The 22,374-nt window shown below is 73.5% G+C and carries 10 protein-coding genes; 2 read left to right on the forward strand and 8 right to left on the reverse strand.

What is annotated here, in order from left to right:
- Nucleotides 1-19: 19 nt before the first annotated feature.
- From ACFYYR_RS26375 to ACFYYR_RS26410, 8 genes are all read right to left on the reverse strand, one after another.
- Nucleotides 20-3,970, reverse strand: a complete 3,951-nt coding sequence (locus tag ACFYYR_RS26375; protein WP_388858408.1) for an amino acid adenylation domain-containing protein — start codon at nucleotides 3,968-3,970, stop codon at nucleotides 20-22.
- Nucleotides 3,967-11,154: an amino acid adenylation domain-containing protein gene (locus ACFYYR_RS26380; protein WP_388858411.1), complete on the reverse strand. Its 7,188-nt coding sequence runs from the start codon at nucleotides 11,152-11,154 to the stop codon at nucleotides 3,967-3,969. Before ACFYYR_RS26380 ends, ACFYYR_RS26375 begins: the two co-directional genes overlap by 4 nt.
- Nucleotides 11,151-14,612 (reverse strand): amino acid adenylation domain-containing protein, encoded by a 3,462-nt coding sequence (locus ACFYYR_RS26385; protein WP_388858414.1) that lies wholly within the window; start codon nucleotides 14,610-14,612, stop codon nucleotides 11,151-11,153. The genes ACFYYR_RS26380 and ACFYYR_RS26385 overlap by 4 nt, the downstream gene beginning before the upstream one ends.
- A 63-nt stretch (nucleotides 14,613-14,675) precedes the next feature.
- The gene (locus tag ACFYYR_RS26390) at nucleotides 14,676-14,888 is read right to left on the reverse strand and encodes an MbtH family protein (protein WP_388858417.1); all 213 of its coding nucleotides are present in this window, start codon (nucleotides 14,886-14,888) and stop codon (nucleotides 14,676-14,678) included.
- A complete protein-coding gene (locus tag ACFYYR_RS26395; protein ID WP_388858420.1) occupies nucleotides 14,866-16,164 on the reverse strand; it encodes an MFS transporter in 1,299 nt (432 codons plus the stop codon). Before ACFYYR_RS26395 ends, ACFYYR_RS26390 begins: the two co-directional genes overlap by 23 nt.
- Nucleotides 16,165-16,186: 22 nt before the next feature.
- Nucleotides 16,187-17,119, reverse strand: a complete 933-nt coding sequence (locus ACFYYR_RS26400) for a TauD/TfdA family dioxygenase (protein WP_388858423.1) — start codon at nucleotides 17,117-17,119, stop codon at nucleotides 16,187-16,189.
- A complete protein-coding gene (locus ACFYYR_RS26405) occupies nucleotides 17,116-19,047 on the reverse strand; it encodes a RiPP maturation radical SAM C-methyltransferase (RefSeq protein WP_388858426.1) in 1,932 nt (643 codons plus the stop codon). Before ACFYYR_RS26405 ends, ACFYYR_RS26400 begins: the two co-directional genes overlap by 4 nt.
- 607 nt (nucleotides 19,048-19,654) lie before the next feature.
- Nucleotides 19,655-20,626, reverse strand: a complete 972-nt coding sequence (locus ACFYYR_RS26410) for a universal stress protein (protein ID WP_388858429.1) — start codon at nucleotides 20,624-20,626, stop codon at nucleotides 19,655-19,657.
- 323 nt (nucleotides 20,627-20,949) lie between these two features.
- On the opposite strand from ACFYYR_RS26410, the gene ACFYYR_RS26415 reads away from it, so the two are divergent.
- Together ACFYYR_RS26415 and ACFYYR_RS26420 are read left to right on the forward strand one after the other, a co-directional pair.
- Nucleotides 20,950-21,672 carry a response regulator gene (locus tag ACFYYR_RS26415; protein WP_388858432.1) on the forward strand — a complete coding sequence of 241 codons (723 nt, stop codon included), beginning with the start codon at nucleotides 20,950-20,952 and terminating at the stop codon, nucleotides 21,670-21,672.
- Nucleotides 21,673-21,751: 79 nt separating this feature from the next.
- Nucleotides 21,752-22,357 carry a hypothetical protein gene (locus tag ACFYYR_RS26420; RefSeq protein ID WP_388858435.1) on the forward strand — a complete coding sequence of 202 codons (606 nt, stop codon included), beginning with the start codon at nucleotides 21,752-21,754 and terminating at the stop codon, nucleotides 22,355-22,357.
- The last annotated feature ends 17 nt before the right edge of the window (nucleotides 22,358-22,374 follow it).

Below are 22,374 nucleotides of genomic sequence, written 5' to 3' on the forward strand. Positions count from 1 at the left end.
AGCGAACCTCCGGGCCGGCTCAGGACCCGGGCACCGCACGCTCCCGGGAGGGCGCGTCCGTTCCTCGCGTCACGGCGTCCTCGATGAGCCGGCCGAGCGTGTCCACCGACGGCGGCCGCAGCAGGGTGAAGTGTCCGCCCGCCACCACGTGCGGCCCCACCGGGTCGCACACCTCGCGCCAGGCCGCGACCGCCGCCCGGCGCAGTTCCGGGTCCTGCTCGGCCGCCTGCACCAGGGTGACCGGTCCCGGGTGGCGTCCCTCCGGGCGGTACGCGCGGACCGCCCGCACGTGCGCCCGGTTGGCGCGGAGCCGACGGTCGAGTTCGGTCCGTTCGCTGTCCTGGAGCGCGGTGAGGTCGCCTCCCGGGTGGAGGAGCTGTTCGGCGAACCGGGCCCGGACGACGTCCTCGTCCTCATCGGGTACCTGGCCGGCGAGGTAGCTCTCCACGAGGACGAGCATGGCCGTCCGCTCGCCCCGGTCCGCGAGGAGCCGGGCCATTTCGAAGGCGACGACGCCTCCCATGGACCAGCCGAGCAGCAGGTACGGTCCGGCCGGTTGCACCGAACGGATCGCCGCGAGGTAGTGGGAGGCCAGCCGGCCGATGCTCCGGTCGGGTTCCCCGCTCTTCGTCACCGGCGCCTGGAGGGCGTACAGGGGCCGGCGCAACGCGCCGTCGGCAGCGGCCAGATCACGGTAGCCGGCGATGTCGCCGCCCGCCGGATGGATGCAGAACAGCGGGGTGCCGTCACCGCGGGAGCGCAGCGGGACCAGGCTGTCCTCGGGGCGCAGTACGGTTCCCTCCTTGACCAGACGGGCCAGATGGGCGGGGGTGGCCGGGCTGCCGGAGTGACCGGGCCGGGGTTCGGAGAACAGCGCGGACACCGGAATCCCGGAGCGGAACGCGGCGTTGACCCGGGCCATCAGGCGGACCGCGAGCAGGGAGTGACCGCCGAGGTCGAAGAAGTCGTCCGCCGGTCGCACGGGTCCGGCGCCGAGGAGATCGGTGAAGATCTCGGCGATCGCCCGTTCCACCGGGTCCCCCGGCCGGTCCGGGGACTCGCCCGGCGCGCCGGAGGCGTCGCCCGGCCGGCCGGCGGAGGCCGCGGCCGGCAGCGCGGACCGGTCGACCTTGCCGTTCGCGGTGAGGGGAATGGCCGTCAGCCGGTTCCAGGTATCCGGGACGAGGTGCGCGGGGAGACGCTCGGCGAGGAACGCCCGGAGGCGCTCCGGGGACGTGTCGGGCCCCGGGCCGACGACCACATGGGCGGCCAGATGGTCGCCGCGGTCGTCGTCCGTGGCCTTGACGACGGCCACGTCCCGTACGGCGGGGTGTTCGAGCAGGGCCGTCCGGATCTCCTCGGGCTCCACCCGGACACCGCGGATCTTGACCTGGTCGTCCGCGCGTCCGAGCCAGTGCAGCAGGCCGTCGGGGCCGTGGCAGGCGAGGTCGCCGGTGCGGTAGAGGCGACGGCCGGGCTCCGTCGAGAAGGGGTGCGGTACGAAGCGTTCGGCGGTGGCGGCCGGGTTGTCCAGGTAGCCGAGGGCCAGCCCGTCCCCGCCGATGCACAGCTCGCCCGGGACGCCGGTCGCGACCGGTTCGAGCGACTCGTCCAGCACGTGGATCTCGGTGCCATCGGCCGGCCGGCCGATGGGGACGGGGCCATGCACGTCGTCCGGACCCAGCTCGTACGCGCAACAGCCGACGGCGGCTTCGGTCGGTCCGTACTCGTTGACGACGCGGGTGCCGGGCGCATGGGTGAGCCAAGGACGGACCGCCTCCCCGATGAGGGCCTCTCCCCCGATGACGAGGTTCCGCGCGGTGCCGGGCATGTCCTCCGGTGTGAGGGCGTGATTGACGACCTGGAGATGGGACGGCGTCAGTTTCACAAGGTCGAGGCCGGAACGGCGGCCGAGCTCCGCGGAGAGGGCGAGGGTGTCGCGCCAGGCCGGGTCGAGATGGACCGTCCGCCCGGTGACCAACGGCAGGAACAGACTGGTGACCGTCAGGTCGAAGGCGATCGACGAGTGCGCCAGCGCGCCGTCGCCCCCGTCGCCGGAATAGGTGCGGGCGGCCCACCGCAGGTAGTGACAGATGGCCCGGTGCGGGACCATCACGCCCTTGGGCGTCCCGGTGGAGCCGGAGGTGAACATGATGTAGGCGAGATGTTCCGGATGCACCGGGGCGTGTGGCCGCGGACCGTCGTCAGCCGCCGGCTCCGTTCCGGGGGCGGCGAGATCGAGGTGCTCGACCCCGGGGCCGAGGGCGCCGTGCGTCGGCCCGGGTTCGCCTGCGGTGAGGAGGATCCGGCAGCCGGCCCGGTCCAGCAGGTCGCGGGCGCGACGGGGCGGGAGGCCGGGGTCGAGGGGGACGTAGCAGGCGCCGGTGGTGAGCACCGCGAGCAGTCCCACGAGCAAGTGCGCGTCGTGTCCGGCGGCGACCGCCACCCGCGTTCCGGGGCCGGTGCCGCGGGCACGCAGCACCCGGGCCCACCGGTCCGCCCGGGCGGTCAGTTCGCGGTAGGTGAGTGTGCCGTTCGGGGCCCGGACGGCGACGGCGTCCGGGGTGCGGGCGGCCTGCTGTTCGACGAGCCGGTGGAGCACCCGGCTGTCCGGGCCGTCACCGTCCGCGGGGGTGACCGGGCCCGCGGCTCGGCGCAGCAGCCGGTCCCGGGTGCCCGGATCGAGCAGCCCGACCGTGCTCACCGGGGCAGCCGGGTCGGTGAGGAGCCCGTCGAGCAGGGTGGTGTACTGCTGGGCGAGGCAGCGCACATAGGCCTCGTCGAACCGGTCCGGCCGGTGGTGCCAGCGGGCCAGCGCCCCCGACGGCCCGAGCAGGCACTCCAGTTGCAGCGAGGCGCCGTCGTCCGTGACGTCGGCGCGGGCGACGGTGAAGGTGATGCCGTCGGCCGTCCCGGGCCGCGGCTGCGGCCGGCAGGCGAAGGAGACGTCCCACCCGTCCCGTCCGTCGGTACCGGCGTCGGCGGCGGACTCCGGAGTCTTCTCGGCATCGGTCAGGGCGCGTTCGGCGCGGGCGGCGAGGGTGTCCAGTGCCGGGTCGCCGCCCAGTCGGGCGCGGATTCCGGTCCACCGCGCGTAGGGTCCGAGGCCGTCGGTCGTCTCCTCGTGGTCGCGTCCGGTCAGTTCGGTGCCGACGGTGAACCCGGTCTCCCCCGTGACCCTTGCCGCCAGGGCCTGCCAGCAGGCGAGCAGCACTGCGTCCGGCCGGATGCCGCGCCATGCGGCGCAGGCGTGCACCGCCGCGACGGTGGCGTCCGGGAGCGGCAGCGTGACGGTGTTCCGCTCCGGCCGGGCGGCGCCGCGGCGGGAGCGGCCCAGCGGGAAGGGCAGTTCGGGCGGTCCCGCGCCGCGGTCCGTCGCAGCCGTGGTCGGCGCTGCCGTACCGCTCTCCTCGGCGACCTGGTGCTGCCACTCGGCGTACTGGGTGTACTGGAGGGGGGCGCCCGGGACGGCCGGCCGCCCCGCGTAGGCGTCGGCGAGTTCATCGGCCAGCAGATGCAGGGTGCGGCTGTCGGCGGCGAGTGCCGTCGTGGTGAGGAGCAGGGCATGCCGCCGGGGGCCGAGGCGGAGGAGCACCGTGCGCACCACCGGTCCGCCGGACTCCCCGTACGGCAGGGCCCACTGCGCCCGGGCCGTTGCCCGGATCCGGTGCCGCTGTGTCTCCTCGTCCATGTCCCGGAGGTCCGTCTCCGTCGCGTGGGGGCGCAGGCCCGCCGCGTCGTGCACGACGAGCAGGGCGGTGCGGACCCCGGGCACCTGCCAGTAGGTCGAACGGAGGATCTCGTGCCGGGCGACGACCGTCTCCAGCGCGGCCGTCAGCCGGCCCCGGTCGAGATCTCCGTCGACCGTGACGAGCACCTGGGACCGGAGGCCCGGTGCGGCGGGGCCGCCGGGCCGCCACAGCGACTGCTGCTGGAACGACAGCCGGTACCCCTCCACCGGGGCGGTCACCGGAACCTCACCATGTCACCCATGGCGACGAGCAGTTCACGGTCGCCGCGGAACGGGTTGCGGGCGTGTGCGGTGAGGATGTTGTCCAGCAGCATCACATCGCCGCGCTGCCACGGGAAGGCGACCTCCAGGTCCTGATAGACATCGCAGATCCGGGCCATGGCGTCGTCGGGGATCGGGGTGCCGTCGCCGAAGCGGCAGTCGCGGGGCAGCTCGTCCGGCGCCACGGTGGACAGCAGCGAGGCGCGTACGTCCGCCCCGAGGCAGGCGGTGTGCCAGTGCTGGGCCTGGTTGAACCAGGACCACTCGCCGGTCACCGGGTGGCGGACGACGGCGGGGCGGACGGCCGTGGTCCGCAGCCGGTCGCCCTGCCAGGTGAAGCCGATGCCCTGCCGGGCGCAGCGGGATTCCACCTCCGCCCGGCTGTCGGTGCGGAACACCTCCCGCCAGTCGAGTCCCAGCCCGGTGCCGTACGTGCGGATGTACATCACCTGCTTCCGGGTGAACTCCTCGCGCAGCTCCGGATCGATCCGCCGGTGGACGACGCGGCTGTCGACCACCGGTGTCTCACCGCCCGAGGCGGCGGGGCGACGGCAGCAGAACCAGATGCGGGCGGGTCCCTCGTCGTTGAAGGAGTTCTCGTTGTGCCAGAGCAGCTTCTCCTCGGGCGGGAAGAAGACCGGGGTGTACACGTTGCCGCCGAGTGCGGCGCGCGGGTGTTCGCCGTTCTCCCCGAAGAGGTCGTCCGTGAGGGCCGAGGCGAAGCCTTCCAGTTCCTCCGGTCCGGTCACACCGAACCCGCGGAACAGCAGCACGCCGTGGCGGTGGAGGTCGGCGTCGAGCTCCGCCCGGTGGGCGGCGGCCCAGCCGGTCAGGTCCACGTCGTCGCGGGCCGGACGGACCACCATCGGCAGGCCGGCCCCGTCCCGCAGCGGCTCCCGGACGACGGCGTCGCCGGGCGTCAGGGTGACCTTGGTGGGGGCGGTCCGGCGGAGGGAGCCGGGCCCGCTCCGGAGCCGCGGGCGGCCGCGGGCGCCGGTGCCGGCGGCGGGAGCCGGGAGCGGAACCCGGCCGAAGCCGGTCCCGGGATCGGCCGCCATGGCGGCGACCAGGGCCAGGTACTGGTCGCGCAGCTGCTCCACGGTGCCGGCGTCGAACAGGTCGGCGTCGTAGTTGAGATGGCCGGCCAGACCGCCCGGGTCCGCCGCGTCGTCCTCCAGGACGAGGGTGATGTCGAAGCGGCTGGTGTCGATGAGGTCGACGGTGAAGGGACGGACGGTCAGGCCGGGGATTCCGGACGCACCCCCCGGGGTGTTGTTGAGGACGAACTTGATCTGGAAGAGGGGGCTCTGGTTACGGGTCCGGGGCGGACTCACGGCCTTCACGACCTCTTCGAACGGCAGGTCCTGATGGGCGTAGGCGTCCAGGGCGAGCGCTCGGGTCCGGCGCAGCAGTTCCCGCCAGGTCGGGTCGCCGCCGACGTCGGCGCGGAGCACGATCTGATTGACGAAGAAGCCGATCAGCCCTTCGGAGCGGGTGTCCGACCGGTTGGCCACATCGGAGCCGACGACCAGGTCGGTCTCCCCGGTCCGACGGCTCATCGTCGCGTAGAGGGCGGTGAGCAGGGCCATGAACAGCGTGCTGTCCTCCTCCCGGCACAGCGTCCGGATCCGGTCCGCCGTCCCGGCCGGAATCCGGAACCACAGGCCCCTGCCCCGGTGTGCGGGGGCCGCCGGGCGCGGCCGGTCCAGTGGCAGTCCGGGCAGGTCCAGGATGCCGTCGAGGCGGCGCAGCCAGTGGTCGGCGAGCCGGTCGTAGTGGCCGGCCTCGGCCAGTCCGCGCTGCCAGACGGCGAAGTCGGCGTACTGGACCGGCAGGTCGGGCAGCCGGTGGGGGCGGTCCTCGCGGAGGGCGCGGTAGAGCTCGGCGAGTTCGTCGAGGAGGAGACCGGCCGACCAACCGTCCATGCTGAGGTGATGTGTGGTCAGCAGCAGGACGTGGTCGCTGTCCGCGAGGCGGAGGAGGGATGTCCGGAGGACGGGTCCGGCGCCCGGGTCGAAGGGTTCCCGGTACTGCTCCCGGGCGAGCCGTGCCGCCTCCGCCTCCCTGTCGTCCTCGGGGTGTCCGGTGAGGTCGGTCAGCGGCAGCGGCAGCGGGCCCGGTGGCCGGACCGACTGGAAGGCGCGTCCGTCCTCGGCGACGATCACGGTGCGGAGCACCTCGTGCCGGCGCACGATCTCCTCCAGGGCGCGCCGCAGCAGCCCGGTGTCGAGTTCACCGGTCAGCCGCAGGAAGACCGGGAAGTTGTACTGGGAGGTGCCGGGGTCGAGCTGGTGCAGGAACCAGAGGCGTTCCTGGGCGAACGAGGCGGGGACCGGGCCGGTCCGTTCCACCGGGACCAGCGGCGGGAGCTGCGGGGTCTCCTTCTCGGTCGTCAGAGCGTCGACGAGGGCGGCCAGCGCGCCGAGTGTGGAGGCGTCGAACGGCGCCCGGACGGGCACTTCCACCCCGAACTCCTCGCGCAGCCGGAAGACCAGCCGGAAGGTGAGGAGGGAGTGGCCGCCGAGGTCGAAGAAGTCGTCGGAGGCCCGGATGCCGTCGCGGCCCAGGAGTTCGCTCCACACGGCGGCCATACGCCGTTCGGTTGGGGTGAGTTCCTCGTGCGCGCCGTCCCCGCTGCCGCCCTCGTCCCGGGCCGGGTCCTCGGGCATCTCCAGCAGGGCGGCGAGGGCGGCGCGGTCGACCTTGCCGTTGGTGGTGAGCGGTATGCGACGCAGCGGCAGGATGCGGGACGGCATCATGGGGTCCGGCAGCCGCTCGCGCAGCCGCGATTCGATGTCCGGCAGCAGGGCGAGGGCTGCCGGATGCCACAGCGGCTCGTTGGCGTACCGGCTCCAGGGCACGGCAGCGGCGGGGCCGGTGCTCCGGGCCGGAGCACCGGAGGTGGTGCGGGTCCCCTCCGGGGTGCCGGGCGCCACGGCTCCCTTCCGGTGCAGGACGACGTCGAAGGAGCCGTCGGGGCGGCCCTCCGCCCAGCTCAGCTCCACCTCGTAGGGGTGGCGGTCGCCGAGCTCCCAGAAGGCCTCGGGATCGGGCACGGCCGCCGCGCCGTCGGTCTCCCGGTCGTCGGTGTACGGGCCGCTGCCGGGCGCGGGGCCGGTGGCGGGGCCGCTGCCGGGGGTGGCATCGGCTCCGGCCGGGGTCGGGATTCCGCTCCCGGTCCGCAGGTCCGGTCCGGAGCCATCGGTGGCTGTCGTTCCGGCAGACGCCGGGGCTCCGGCAGGTGCTCCGGTTCCGGCGAGCCGGTGCATCAGCCGCAGATCGGCGGCGAGCCGGGCGTGCGGCACCCCGCGCAGCGCGACCTGCTCGGGCCGCTCGTCGGCCAGCAGGGTTTCGAGGGCGGTGAGGTCCCGGGCCTCCGCGGGCCACTCGCGCCACCGCGGCTCGTCCGGGACCCGCTCCCCCTCGACCTCGATGACGACGTCGTAGCGGTAGCGGGTCAGTTCGTTGTCGGACCGTCCGCGCTTGGGGAGCACCCGGACGCCGGTGACGCGGTCCCAGCGGGCCGGCAGATCGCGAAAGAGCCGCGGGTCCAGGCAGAGTTCGTTCTCGGTCTCGAGGTGCCGCCGGATCTCCGCCCGCAGGACGGCGTCGGGTGTCCCCGGAGCGGAGCGGTGGGCCCGCACCGAGGTGTGGAACGCCTCCAGCAGAGCCAGGTTGCGCACATCGCCGATGAACACGTGCCCGCCGGGTGTGACGGCGTCCAGTGCCTGTCCGAGAACGGTGAAGAGGTAGTCCAGTGAGGGGAAGTACTGGACGACGGAGTTGAGGACGACGGTGTCGAACGTCTCGCCCTCGGGCACCGACCGGTGCGCGGGCGCAGCCAGCAGCCGCACCCTGTCCCGGAGTTCGCCGTCGGCGGTCTCCCGCAGATGGTCGACGACCTCCGAGGACAGATCGGCGCCGAGGTAGTGGTCGCAGTGCGGGGCGACCCGGGAGAGGATCAGGCCCGTGCCGCAGCCGATCTCCAGGACGCGGCGGGGCCGCAGGCGGAGGATCCGTCCGGTCGTGCCGTCCAGCCACTCCCGCATACCGGCCGGGTCGATGGGCCGGCCGGTGTAGCTGCTGTCCCAGCCGACCAGTGCGAAGGACGGGTCGGTCGTCCGGTCCGGGGCGCCGTAGGTGGTGTCGTAGAGGGTCCGCCAGCGGTCGATCCGGTCCTGCTCGGCCTCCGGGTCCGCGCCGGCCCCGGTGACGTGCGGGCTGACGAAGGCGACCAGCCGTTCCGCGCCGGGCGTGCGGGCGTCGACGGCGACGGCGGCCTCCCGGACTTCGGGGTCGTCGGTCAGGGCGGCGGCGACCTCGCCGGGCTCCACCCGGTGCCCCCTGATCTTCAGCTGGTCGTCGAACCGGCCCAGGTATTCCAGGCTGCCGTCGGCCAGCCGGCGGACCCGGTCCCCGGTCCGGTACAGGCGGGCGCCCGGCTCGTTGCCGAAGGGATCGGGGACGAAGCATTCCGCCGTCCGCCCGGGGCGGTTCCAGTAGCCGTGGCAGACCCCGGCCCCGCCGACGTACAGCTCGCCCGGGGCGCCGACGGGGACCGGCCGCATTCCCTCGTCCAGGACATGGAGCCGGACGTTGCGCACCGGAGCGCCGATGGGGACCCGCCCGAACCCTCCGGACGGGACGGTGCTCTCGTGGGCGGCGCAGGCGACGGCCGTCTCCGTGGGCCCGTACTCGTTGATGATCCGCACCGGCGACGGTCCCCGGCGCCAGGGTGCGAGGAGTTCCTCGCGCAGTTCCTCGCCGCCGACGACGAGGGTGCGGGCCCAGGCCGGTGACCGGCCTGGGGCGCCGGAGTCCGCCAGCAAGCGCAGATGCGACGGGGTGAGCTTCACGAAGTCGAGGCCCTCGGCGGACCCGGCGCAGGCGGTGAGGGCCTCGCCCGGGGCGCCGTCCTCGTCGAGGAAGACCAGCCGGCCACCGCTGATCAGCGGGGCGAACAGGCTGGTCACCGTCAGGTCGAAGGCGAGCGAGGAGTGCACGGGCACGCCGCCGTCACCACCCGCGCCGAAGGTCTCCGCCGCCCACAGGAGGTAGTTGGCGACCTGGCGGTGGGAGAGCATGGCGCCCTTGGGCCCGCCGGTCGATCCCGAGGTGTACATCAGGTACATGAGGTCGTCGGGACCGGCGTCGGTGGCCGGCGGGGCGGCCGCTTCGGCATCCGCGACCGGCGCGGCGGTCCCGGTGCACGGTGCGCCGTCGGGCCTGATGGCCGGGATGCCCGCCCGTTCCGCCGGCCCGGACAGCGCCGGATCGCTGACCAGCAGTGCCGCTCCGCTGTCCCGCAGCAGATACTCCAGCCGGGCGGCCGGGTGCGCCGGGTCGAGCACCACATAGGCGGCGCCGCTCTTCAGCACTCCCAGCAGCGTGATCACCGCGTCCGGGGTCCGCGGCAGCAGTACGCCGACCACCGACCCCGGGCCCGCGCCGAGCGCGGTGAGCCGGTGGGCCAGGGCGTTGGCCCGGCGGTCGAGGTCACGGTAGGTCAGATCGGGGCGGCCGGGCGCGGACACGGCGACCGCGGCGGGCGTCGCGGCCGCCCGTTCGGCGACGAGCGCCTCCACCCGCGGGAGGTCCGGGCGGGAGGTGCCGGCCGGATTCCCGTGGTGCAGCAGCCGGTCCGCCTCGTCCTCGGTGAGCAGCGGCAGGGCGGTCACGTCGGCGGTGGGGTCGGCGCAGGCCGCCGCGGCGAGGAGGCGCAGCGAACGGGCGATCCGCTCTCCGGTGGCCGGGTCGAACAGATCGTCGGCGTGGATCAGGCGGCAGTCCAGACCGTCCGCGGTCTCCCAGATGTTCAGGTCCAGGTCGAACCGGGCGCCGTCGTGGTCGAGGTCCAGCGGGGTGACGGTGACCCCGGGCATCCCGGTGACCGGTTCCGGGGTGTTGTGGAGCGTGAAGTTGACCTGGTACAGCGGGTTGCGCCCGGGCCGGCGGTCCGGGTGCAGTCGCTGCGCGACGAGGTCCAGCGGGACGTCCTGGTTCTCGTAGGCCTCCAGGCAGGTGGTCCGCACCTCGGCGAGGAAATCGGTGAACCGCAGGCCGGGCCGGACGTGGGAGCGCAGGGCGACCGAGTTGGCGAAGAACCCGACGAGGTCGTGGAAGCCGCGGTAGCGGCGGTTCGCCACGGGGGTGCCGACGACGACGTCGCCCTGGCCTCCGTAGCGGGCGAGGACGATCTGGAAGGCGGCGAGCAGCACCATGAAGAGCGTCGCGCCGTTCTCCCCCGCGAGCCGTTCGAGGCCGTCGCGCAGCTCGCGCGGCAGGGTGAAAGTGGTGGACGTGGCCCGGTGGCCGGGGGCCTCCGGCCGTGGGCGGTCGGCGGGAAGCGGCATCGGGTCGGGGGCGCCTGCCAGGCGCCGCTCCCAGTGGTCCAGTTGGTGCCGCGCTTCGGGCCCGTCGGCCCAGTCCTGCTGCCAGCGGGCGTACTCGGCGTACTCCACGGTGAGTTCGGGCAGGTCGGCAGGGCGCCCGTCGAGCCGGGCGGCGTAGGCCGCCCCCAGTTCCCGGGTGATGACACTCAGCGACCAGCCGTCGACGACCGCGTGGTGGAAGGTGAGCAGCAGGATCGCGTCCCGGTCGGCGAGCCGGAGCAGCCGGAAGCGCAGCAGCGGGCCCGTCCGGAGGTCGAACGGTGCCGCGGCGTCCTCCCGCCCGAGCCGCTCGGCCTCGGCGAGGCCCGCTTCCGGCGACAGCCCGGTCAGATCGGTGACGGGGAGCGGGCGGTGCAGGTGCGGCAGCACGCGCTGGACGGTCCGTCCCTCGCGGTTCGGCAGGACGGTGCGCAGCGCGGCCTGCCGCTGCAGGAGGTCGTTCAGGGCGTCCTCGAGCGCCCGGTGGTCCAGGTCCCCGGTGAGCCGGCAGGCGGCGGGGCTGTTGTAGGCGGGGCCGTCCGGGTCGAGTTCGTGCAGGAAGGCCATGCGGCGCTGAGTGAAGGAGGCCGGTGCCTCGCCGGTGTCGTCGAGTGCCGGAAGGCCGGTGGGCCGGCCCCGCTCCCACAGCCGCTGCCGCACCAGAGCGCGCCGGTCGGCCGGCAGGGCGTCGATCCGGCGCAGGGTCGGGTCGTCGGCCATGTCCCGACCGGCGGCCGGGTGATCGGTTCCGGTGCTGTGCATCGCGTTCATCGCGCGGTTCCCCCCGCTCGTCCGCCGGTGCTCCGGGCATCGGAGCGGCGCTCCAACTCGGCCACCAGATCATCCAGTTCGTTCTGTTCCTCGGTGGGCGTCCCGCGCCCGGTCCATCGGCTCCGTTCGATCTCGGCCGCGAGTCCGGCGATCGTGGGGGTGTCGAACAGTGTCCGCAGCGGCAGTGCGACACCGAATCTCTCGCGGACGGCGGTCATCAGCCCGGAGGCGAGCAGCGAGTGCCCGCCGATGAGGAAGAAACTGTCGTGCACGCCGAAGCCGCGCACGTCCAGCACCTCGGCCCAGAGGGTCCACAGCTCCCGCTCCAGCGCGCTGCCGGGCGGCACGGGCCCGGCCTCGCCCAGCGGCTCCGCCCCGGCCCCGACCGGCGGCAGCGCCCGGACGTCGAGCTTGCCGCTGGAGGTGGTGGGCAGTGCGTCGAGCAGCACCACATGGTTGGGCAACGACTGGGGCGGCAGGCTGCGGCGCAGTCGTCCCAGCAGCCGGGCGGTGGACGGGGTACGGCCGGGCGCCGGTACGAGGTACGCGGCGAGCCGCCGGTCGTCACCGACCTCCACGGGCCGCACCGTGCATTCTCGGACGTCCGGGTCGTCCAGCAGGGCTGCCTCGATCTCGCCCGGCTCGATCCGGTAGCCGCGGATCTTCATCTGCTGGTCGGCGCGGCCGAGGAAGTCCAGCGTCCCGTCGGGCCGTCGCCGGACCAGGTCTCCCGTGCGGTACATCCGGCTGCCGGGCCGGGCGGCGAACGGGTCCGGCAGGAAACGTTCCGCCGTCGCGCCGGGCCGGCCCAGATAGCCCCGGGCGAGTCCGGCGCCACCGACGTACAGCTCGCCGGTCACTCCCGGCGGCACCGGCCGCAGCTCCGGATCCAGCACATGCAGGGTCGTATTGGTGATCGCCGAGCCGATGGGCACGGCCGGTGCGTCGTCCGGGAGCAGGTCCGCCCGGTGGGTGGTGGAGAAGGTGGTGTTCTCACTGGGGCCGTAGCCGTTGTGCAGACGGTCGGGTGGTCCGCCGCTCCGCAGCACCCGGCGGGTGCGGTGCGGGTCCATCACCTCCCCGACCACGAAGAGGTCCCGCAGGCCGGCGAAGACCGTGGGGTCGATGTCCACCACCCGGTTGAACAGGGTGCCGGTCAACGACATGACACTCGGCTCGAAGTCCCGCAGCGCGGCGACGACTTCCTCGGGGCCGAGCGGTTCGTCGCCGGGTAGGACGGCGACTCGGGCGCCGTTGCACAGCGCGCCCCACACCTCGAAGGCGGTGATGTCGAATGCGGGGTCGCCGAGGTGCAGCACGGTGTCGTCGGGCCGGATCGAGACGTAGTCGGTCCGGGTGACGAGCCGGACGACGGCCCGGTGCGGTACCCCCACGCCCTTGGGCGGTCCGGTCGAGCCGGAGGTGTGGACGACGCACACGAGCGAGTCGGGGTCGCTCCGCGGCTCCAGGGGCTCGGTGCCGTACGTCTCGGTGTCGGCGAGCCGGACGACGGGCACGCCACTCGCGCGCAGCCACCCGGGCGGGTCGCCGCGGGTCAGCACGGCGCCGCTGCGTACGTCCTGTGTCAGGAACCGCAGCCGTTCCTCGGGGTGTCCCGGGTCGAGGACGTGGTGGGCGCCGCCCGCCTTGAGCACCCCCAGCATGCCCGCCACCAGGTCGGCGGAGCGCTCCAGAAACAGCCCGACCGGGGTGTCCGGCCGGACACCGGCGGCGATCAGCGCCCGGGCGATCCGGGTGGACCTCCGGTCCAGCTCGGCGTACGTCCACCGCCCGGTGCGGTCGATCAGCGCCGGACTGTCCGGGGCCCGGGCGGCCCGGAGGCGGAAGAGGCCGTCGACGGTCGCCGGTGCGGGCAGGTCGCGTTCGGTCGCGTTCCAGCCCTCGATACGGGCACGGTCCCCGGGCGACAGGAGCGGGACGTCCCCGGTGCGGCGATCCGGCTCGGCGGCCATGGCGGTGAGCAGGGTGTGCCATGCCTCGGCCATCCGCGCGACCGACTCCGGCTGCCACAGGTCCGTGGCGTACCGGAACTCCGCGGTCAGGCCGGGCTCCCGGGCACCGGCGCCGGTGGGCCCGCCGTGCGTGCCTTCGCCGGTGACGGTGACCGGTTCGGTGTGCGCTTCGGTGTGCGGTTCCGCGTCCGGGCCGGTCACGGTGACCGGGCGCATGACGGCTTCCCGGCCGGTGACGGTCTCCTCGCCGGTGACGCCGTTCGCGCCGCCGGTGCGCTCGCCGCCGGCGGAGGCTCCGCTGACGGTGTGCTCGCCGCTGACGGTGCAGAGCAGGTCGTAGGGCGCGGTGTTGTCGGCCACCGGGAACGGGCAGGTGGTGAGGCCGTCCGCGGTGAACCCCGTCCCTGCCGTGCCGTGCGTGCCGGAGAGGTCGAGCACGGCCTGGCAGAGGGGGTGCCGGCTCAGGTCCCGTTCGGCGGCCTGCCGTCCGGCCAGCCGGCCGAACGGGACGTCCCCGAGCCGTTCCGCCTCGGCCCGGGCCCGTGCGGTCCGGCGGACGGCCTCCCGGAAGGCGGGCCGCCCGGACACGTCGGTCCGCAGCACGAGCAGGTCGTCATAGGGGCCGAGGGCGTCCCGTGCGGTGCGGGAGGCACGCCGGTCGACGGTGGTGCCCACGGTCACGTCGTCCTGACCGGCCCAGCGGCCGAGCAGCACGGTGAACGCCGCGGTGAGAACGGTGCCCAGGCCGGTGTCCGTCTCGCGGCCGAGGTCCCGGAGGCGCTCGGCGAGCCGGGGCTCGATCCGTATCCGGTGACTGGCGCCCCGGTGGCTGCGGCTCTGTGGCCGGGCCCGGTCGGTGGGGAGGTCGAGCGGCTGCAGACCCGTCAGCCGGCGCTCCCACGCGGCGAGGGCATCGGCCGGCGAGCGGCGTTCCGCGGCGGCCCGGCGGGCGTACGGCACGGGCTCCGGCAGGGCTGCGTCCGGCAGCCGGCAGGTGCGGGCGAGTTCGTGTTCCAGCAGGGTGAGGGTGGCACGGTCGGCGATGATGCGGTGCGCGGTGAGCTGCAGTACGTGCTGACTCCCACCGGTGCGCCACAGGGCGGCCCGGAGCAGCGGCGGCCGGTCGAGGAGGAAGGGGCGCGCGGCCTCCTCGTCGACGGCTCGCCGGACGCGTTCGTCCGGCGCCGTTCGACGTGCCGTGCCGGGCCCGGCTTCCCGCAGGTCGGCGACGGTGAGGGGGAGGCGGGCCCGGCGCGCGGGGTGCGCCGCTGCCCGGGGCCCGCCGTCGTGGGCGGCGAAGCCGGTGCGGAGCAGCCGGTGCCGGCCGGCGCACCGGTGGAGGGCTGCTTCGAGACGGCCGGTGTCCAGCGGTCCGTCGATGCGGGTGGCGGAGGAGAGGTGGTGGACACGGTTGCCCGGGGCGATCTGCTCCAGGTACCACAGCCGTTCCTGGCCGAAGGACAGGGGTTCCGGATCGTCGTGCACGATTTCCTTCCCTGATGGTGCCGGGTGGAGCGGTGGCGGAGTCGAGTTCGGGTCGGGTTCGGGTTACTGCTGTGTCATCCGGCGGCGCAGGCTGAGCGGCCGCATGTCCGTCCAGACGCTGCCGATGTGCTCCAGGCAGTCGTCCTTGGGGCCGGAGTGTCCGGTGTCGGTCCAGCCGAGCGGGTTCTCCCGGCCGACGGGCCAGATCGTGTACTGCTCCTCGTGGTTGACCACGACCTTGTACAGCTCCTCGTCACTGTCGGACCTCGGGTGCATCGCGGCACTCCTCTCTGGGGACGGGCGGGGCGGATGTCCGCTCGGGGTGGCGCAGGCGGATGGGGGTGAACAGCGCGATCAGGACGACGGTCAGGAACGTCGCCGCCACTCCGATCAGCGGCCCGCGCGCTCCGTACCGGCCGACCAGGGCGGTCAGTAGAGCCGCGCCGAGGGGGGCGAGGCTGCTGTGGACGGTCCAGAAGGCGGAGGTGACGCGGCCGAGCAGCCGGTCCGGGGTGATCTGCTGTCGCAGCGACATGGAGCACACCCCGGCGAGGGTGATGCCGGCGGAGTAGAGGAAGACCATCACGGCCGCCACGGCCACGTTGTCGACAAGCCCGAGCACCAGGACGGCGCAGGCGGCCAGCGCGAAGGCCCCCGTCCAGCAGGGGCCGAAGCCCAGGGTGCGGCGGAGGTAGCCGGTGGCCGCGGCGGCCAGCAGGGTGCCGAGTCCGGCCAGGGCCAGGACGTAGCCGACGACCTCGTCGTCCTGCCCCAGGCCGTGGCGCAGGTGGTAGATGAAGACGTCGGTCATGCCGAGGACGAGGAAGGTCGTGACCGTCAGCAGTACGGTCAGGGCCCGCAGGACCGGGGTGCGCCACAGGAACACCACGCCGGTGCGGAAGCCGGTGCGCAGATCGTGCAGGGCGGCGCGGCGGGGGGCTTCTCCTTCGGCGGGCCGCCCGGGGTCCCCGGCTCCCGGACGGAGCCGGATGAAGGCCAGACCGAGCAGCGAGATGCCGAAGCTTCCGGCGTTGATGGCGATGGCGGCGGTGGGGCCGAACAGGCCCGCCACGGCCCCGGCCAGAGCGGGGCCGGCGATGTTCGCGACCGCGTTGGTGGCTTCCAGCCGGCCGTTGGCCTCCACGATCAGGTCCCGGTCGACGAGGTTGGCGACCGCCGTGACATAAGTGATCTTGAAGAGCATCTCGAAGACGGAGGCGAACCCCATCACCACGTACAGCAGCCAGATCTGCGGGTCGACGGCCCAGACGACGGGGATCGTGCCGTAGAGGAGGAAGCGGGCCGCGTCACAGAGCATCAGCATCCGCCGCCGGTCGAACCGGTCGACCAGGGCACCGCCCACCAGCCCGGTGAGGATCAGGCCGACGCCGGCGATGGCGGTGAGCAGCCCCATCCGCGCCGCGGAGCCGGTGGCGTGCAGTACCAGCAGCGGCACGGCCACCAGGGAGAAGGCGTTGCCCAGTTCGGAGAGGCCCTGGACGGCCCAGAAGACGGTGAAGTTGCGGTCGGACCGGAGCGAGCGTGCAGCCATGTGCGGGAGCTCTCTCGTTCTCTCAGCCTGGGTACGGCTCGGCCATGGCCACCGCTATCCGGCGGGGCCCGGTGAACGGTTCACGCCCGTGTGCGACGAGCATGTTGTCGACGACGAGCACATCGTCCGCACGGTAGTCGAAGCGTGTCGAGGCCTCGCGGAAGCACGCCCGGAGATGGTCCGTCACGTCCTGGGGAATGGCGCCGCCGTCGCCGTAGTAGGTCTGGCTCGGCAGATTCTCCTCCCCCACCATCTCCAGCAGTCCCAGCCGGGCGCTCTCCGGAAGGGTGGTGACATGGAAGACGGTGGCGTGGTTGAACCACACGGACTCACCGGTCACCGGGTGCCGGTGCACGGCCTGCCGCACCGCGCGGGTGCGCAGCCGGCCGCCGTCGAACCAGCGGGTCTCGATGCCGTTGCGCGCGCAGTACCGGTCGACCTCGGTGCGGCTGTCGGTGCCGAACGCCTCGGCCCAGGTCAGGCCGAGATCCGCGCGGTAGTTGCGGACGACGGACCAGCCGCGCCGGACGAACTCCTCCCGGACCGAGTCGTCGAGGGCGGCCAGTACCCGGCGGGTGTCGGCCAGCGGTGTGGCGCCCTCGGTCAGCGGCGGCCGGACGCAGTGGAAGAACAGCGTCAGGGGCCAGGCCGCCTGGTACGCGTTCTCGTTGTGCAGGAAGATCTCCTCCTGCGGCGGGTAGTCGGTCGAGGTGTAGACCCGGCCCTTGATCACGCTGCGCGGTGAGGAGCGCTCGGTGTAGGCGAGTGGTTCGTCGGACAGCGCCCGGACCACGTCCGCGAATCCGTCGGGACCGCCGACGTCGAAGCCGCGGAGCAGCAGCGCACCGCGTCGGCGCAGGGCCGTCCGCAGGTCCGCCCGGCCGACCCGGGCATATTCCGCAGCGGGGGCTCCGTCGCCCTCGACGAGCTGGGGGAACAGGGGTGTCGTGGTCACCGTCCGGTCGCCTCCAGCAGCGGGAGCAGCGGTCGGGTGCCCGCCGTGGAGTGCTCGGTGCCGGACGGGTCCGGTCCGTCCTCACCGTCGGTCAGCACCAGGCTGAGCACCCGCCCGTTCTCCTCGAAGAGGAACTGCCGCTCGGTGAGCCAGGCGATGCGCCGGTGGAAGTCGTCCGGACCGTCGGCCCAGTCCCCCGCCAGCTGCTCCGGCCTGCACGGAGAGGAGAGCCGGCGAAGCAGCAGCGCCGTCGTCGGGTCCACCGGGTGGACGGCGGGCGCGTCGGACCGCGAGTCACGGACGGCGGACCCGCCGTCCTCGGTGGTGACCAGGCGCAGCTCCCGCCGCATCCCGCCGCTGCCGTACCAGGCCTCGCGCCAGTCGGCGACGAGCCGGCTCAGCTCGTCGTGCCACTCCACCGCGTTGAGCATGTACGGCGCCAGGTTCCGGTCGGCGAAGAAGTACGCGAGGTCGGCCAGCGCGGTGTCGTCGAACGGGTAGGTGAGCTCGTAGTAGTCGACCGGCGCGAGGTCGAGGCCGTAGTCCTCCCGGCGCTTGAAGTACGGGCTGAACCGGTCGAAGCGCACCATGTAGACCCCGTGCGGCGGCACCAGATGGGTCAGGCTCCGCAGCTCACGGACGTACTTGCGGTAGACCTCGGGGTCCTCGCCGGGAAAGCCGATGAGGAGGTTCCACTCGGGGGTGATGCCGAACTCGTCGCAGTTCTTGAGGAACTGGAGGTTCTGGAAGGCGGTGGTGCCCTTGCCCATGAGCTTCAGCGTCGAGGAGGCGAGGGCTTCGATGCCGGGCTGCACCACGGTCACGCCCGCGGCCGTCATCCGGCCCAGGTCCTGGCGGCTCAGCGGCAGCTTCACCTCGTAGAAGACGGAGGTGCCCGGAGGCGGGTCGAGCCGGGGGAAGACGTCCCGGGCGTAGTTGCGGGGCATCACGTTGTCGGTGCAGAACAGCCGGGTGTACTCGGGTGCGAAGCCGAACAGCCACTGGAACTGCCGGACGGCCAGGTCCGGGGCCATGGACCGGTACGCCATGCTCTCCCCGTTGAGCCCGCAGAAAGTACAGTGCGAACGCTGGCCCCACCAGCAGCCCCGCGATGTCTCGAAGAACAACATGGGCTCGCTCGTGCCGGTCCGGCGCAGCTCCGGATGCTCCTGGAGGGAGCGCAGAAAGCTGTCGTAGTCCGGCAGAATGACGTCGTCGATGTCGTGGTCGGTGCCGAGGGCCTTCCGGAACCGCGGATCGTGGCAATTGCGCCGCGAGACGATGCCCGGGATGCCGTCCGCGGCCTCCGGAGCGCCGTCGATCAAGGTCTCCACGAAGGCCGGGAAGGTGTCCAGCGCGGGCCCGGAGAACACATAGTCCACGGCGGGCACCTGCTCGGCGATCACCGCGCCCATGGGGGCCTCACAGTTCGCGCCGCCGAGTACGGTGACGGTTCCGGTGCCGCGTTCCTTGATCAGCCGCGCCAGGGCGAGACTCGGCACATGCTGCGCGAACATGGAGCTGAAGCCGACGACATCGGCCTGGTCCAGCTGGTGCCGGTCGATCAATTCCGCACAGAACACGGGCAGTTCATCGCGCCGCTCGATGATCTGCTCCCGGAAGGCATTCCAGCGTGCGCCCCGGTAGTAGCGCTGGAAGTACTCGGCCGTGGTGTCCGGCGCTTCGGGGAAGGCGATCTGCCGGAACAGCCAGTCGCCGACCCCGGTGTCGACATGGTCATGGCTCACGGACAGCGCTTCGTACAGGGGCGCGCCGAAGAATTCCGCCATGTCCTGGTTGAGATACAGCACCCGGGCCTCGGCGCGGGCGTGGAATCTGTTCCTCACCAGCGTGGACAGCTGGCTCAGGGCGAATGAGGGCCGATTCCAGTCGGCGAACGGCATATTCACCAACGCGATATCCAGCACGCGGCTCTCCCCCGTTGCGAAGTGATCGACAACTCCAGCCTGCGCCACCCGCAGTGACCGCAGCAATACGCGTTTCAGCCGATCGAACAGGAGGAATCCCGAGGGACTTCAACGCTCCAGAGTTGTTCACTCCGAATGACGACGAAGCAGGTCATCCACCTTCCGCCGCTGCCTCCGCACCGGGCGCACGCCATCGCGTCCCCCTCGAACAGGCGGATACGAACAAGCCGTTACCCCGAGGCGGTCTTGCGGATGACCAGCGAGCGACTCCGGCTCCCCGGAGACATCCGATTCAGGCCCTCCGCGGAGCGTCCCGGGGAATTCGGATGCCATGACTCCGGATTCCGGTTCACCGCTTGGAGTCACCGGGCTCCACGTTTCATGACGGAATTCAGGGCTCCGGATTCTGGTGTTCCACGGGTTCCCGGGGTGCCGTGCCCCGGAGCCGGGGTGACGGATTCCCCGGCTCCGCACCGCGCGGTTCCCGGATCGGTGCCCCGGGGACCGAAGTCGGTCCGTCGCATCGCCCCGGAGCTCCGTCGCAGTGCCCCGGAGCTCCGGGGCGGTCCCGGGCGCCCCTCGGCCGTGAGCCGGGCCCCGGTGCGGGCTACTCCGTCGGCCGGTCGTGGGGTTCGTCGTTCCGGGGCACGAGCGCGACGGGACACGTCGCGTGGTGCAGCACGGCATGGTTGACCAGGCCGAGTTCCAGCCCGAACAGACCGCGGCGCCTGCGCGCGCCCACCACGAGCAGGTCGGCGGATTCGGCTGCCTTCAGCAGGACGTGCCGGGGCGAGCCCTCCACGGACTCCCGCACCACCGGCACCTGTTCCTGCGCGGGCGCTGCACGGTGCAGCGCCGAGTCGAGCAGCGTTTCCGCGCCCGACTCGCCCGTGCCTCCGGCGCCCGAGCGCTCCTCGGACCGCCGCCAGGCGTGCACCGCCACCAGCTCCGCGTCCCGCGCCGCCGCCTCCTGGAAGGCGAACGCGGTGGCGTGGGAGTCCACGTTGCCCCGGCTCACGCCCAGGACGACGCGGCGGAACCGGCCGGTCTCGTTCTCCTCCCGCCCGCGTACCACCAGTACGGGACAGGTCGCCTGGCCGGCCAGCCCGAGGCCCACCGACCCCAGCAGCATCTCGGCCAGGGTGCCGAGTCCGCGGCTGCCGACGACCACCGCGTGGGCGGACCGCCCCTCCTCGACCAGGGCCTTGACCGGGTCCATGGCCAGGACCGCGCCGGACACCGTGAGGCCCGGCTGCCGGAGCGTCAGTCGCTGCTCGGCCGCTGCCACGAGATCGGCCGCGGCGATCCGGGCCTCCGCCCGGTCGACGCTGGTGGACGGGATGAAGGTGTCGTACCGCTCCCACCAGGAGGCGTGAACGACCCTCAGCGGGAGTCCGTGCCGGGCGGCTTCGTCCGCGGCCCAGTCCGCAGCCCGCCAACCGGGGTCGGAGCCGTCGACCCCCACGACCACCGGGTGTACCACCGCGCTCGCCTCTCTCTCGGCCGTCCCCGGGCCACCGCACGCACCGGCCACCGCTCCGGTGGCCCGCCCCGGCATCCGGGGGTGGGAGCCGGTCACCGCCCGTTCCTTCTCCCGGCGTGCCGGGCCGGTAGTTCCAGGACACCACCGCTGTCCGCGCTCCGCCATGCGAGAGCTGTCAGCGGCCACCGGGCCCGGCGGTGAGGCCTGAACGACCGGAAACAGGAGATGCCTCCCGGCCTGCACGGGCACCGCCGACCGGTGAACGGGCCCGTGCGATGGCACCCTGAGGGGGCGCGGCGCCTCCGGGGGTGTGCGAGCGGCTGACGCGCTCGTTCGCGCGCCCTGGAGGGCGCCCACCCCGGAATATCGCGTCCCGGAATTCCGGAGCTCGGAATACCGCAGACGACAAGGAGCGGCGGATGACACGGACCCCGCGTACCGGCCCGGACACCCCGATCACGGTGTTCCTGCTCGACGATCACGAGGTCGTACGGCGCGGGCTTCAGGACCTGCTCGACGACGAACCGGACATCCGGGTCGTGGGCGAGGCTCCGACCGCCGAGCGGGCCCTGGTGCGCGTACCGGCGCTGCGCCCGTCCGTCGCCGTGCTGGACGTCCGGCTCCCGGACGGGGACGGCGTGAGCGTCTGCCGGGAACTGCGCTCGCGCCTGCCGGACCTGGCCTGTCTGATGCTCACCTCCTTCGACGACGAGGAGGCCCTGCTCGACTCGGTCATGGCTGGCGCGGCCGGGTATGTGCTGAAGCGGATCGAGGGATCCGGCCTGGTCTCCGCGGTCCGGACCGTCGCCTCGGGCCGGTCGACGCTCGATCCCGGCACAGCGGCCCGACTCCTGGCGCGCCTGCGGGAACCGGCACCCCGGGAGCCGGAGGTGCTGACCGGCCTGACGCGTCGCGAGCGCGACATTCTCGCCCTCATCGGCGAGGGGCTCACCAACCGGCAGATCGGGGAGCGGCTCTGCCTGGCGGAGAAGACGGTCAAGAACCGCATCTCCCGCCTGCTGGCGAAGCTCGGGGTGGAGCGACGGGTCCAGGCCGCCGTCATCGCCACGCAGGCCGGCGCGGCCGGACAGCCGGACCACCGGGGGCCGCCCGTCGGCGGACCGGGACCTTCGGCCCCATGACCGGGTGCGGACCGCCGTCGGATCCTGGAAGCGAGGCCGGGACCGCACGGACTCGGCCGCACGGCAGGGAGGGCCGGCCATGGCGGTGCGAGACCCGGACGGCGGGAGCGACCCCCACCGCTCCGAGCCCGCGAACGGCAGGAATCCCCTGGTGCGCAGGGCCGACCGGATCGAAGCGTGGTGCTCCGCCGCACTCGTCGCCCTGCTCTTCGCGGGGGTGCCGACCGCCTCCCTGGGGGTCGGCCGGGTCGCCTACGAGTCCGAGATGCACACCGTGCGGGCGCAGGCGGCGGAGCGGCACCGGGTGCAGGCCCGGCTGACCGCGGACGCGGAGGTCATGGCGCAGACCGACACCGACGGAACCAGCCGGGCCCCGGTGCGCTGGGCCGAGGGGAACGGGGCGCAGCGGTCCGGGACGGCCGCGGTCGCGCCCGGCACGGCCAAGGGCTCCACCGTGCGGATCTGGGTCGACCGCACCGGAACGGTCACCACGGCGCCCATGCCCGAAAAGGCGGCGGTGGCCACCGGTTGGGCGGCGGGCTTCCTCACGGCGGGGCTGGTGACCGCCTGGGGGTTCGGCGCCCGGGCCGTGATGCGCCGGCTCCTCGACCGCAGACGGTACGCCCGGTGGGAGCACGAGTGGGAGGCGTTCGAACCGCAGTGGTCCCGGCGCTACCACCCCTGAGCCGGCCCCGGATGCGC

Source organism: Streptomyces sp. NPDC001922, from assembly GCF_042891165.1.
GTDB lineage: Bacteria > Actinomycetota > Actinomycetes > Streptomycetales > Streptomycetaceae > Streptomyces.

What these genes read in the sequence shown, in the direction of transcription:
- ACFYYR_RS26380 (WP_388858411.1), bottom strand. Translation starts at nt 11,154, where the DNA reads ATGAACGCGATGCACAGCACCGGAACCGATCACCCGGCCGCCGGTCGG.
- ACFYYR_RS26390 (WP_388858417.1), bottom strand. Translation starts at nt 14,888, where the DNA reads ATGCACCCGAGGTCCGACAGTGACGAGGAGCTGTACAAGGTCGTGGTC.
- ACFYYR_RS26395 (WP_388858420.1), bottom strand. Translation starts at nt 16,164, where the DNA reads ATGGCTGCACGCTCGCTCCGGTCCGACCGCAACTTCACCGTCTTCTGG.
- ACFYYR_RS26415 (WP_388858432.1), top strand. Translation starts at nt 20,950, where the DNA reads ATGACACGGACCCCGCGTACCGGCCCGGACACCCCGATCACGGTGTTC.
- ACFYYR_RS26420 (WP_388858435.1), top strand. Translation starts at nt 21,752, where the DNA reads ATGGCGGTGCGAGACCCGGACGGCGGGAGCGACCCCCACCGCTCCGAG.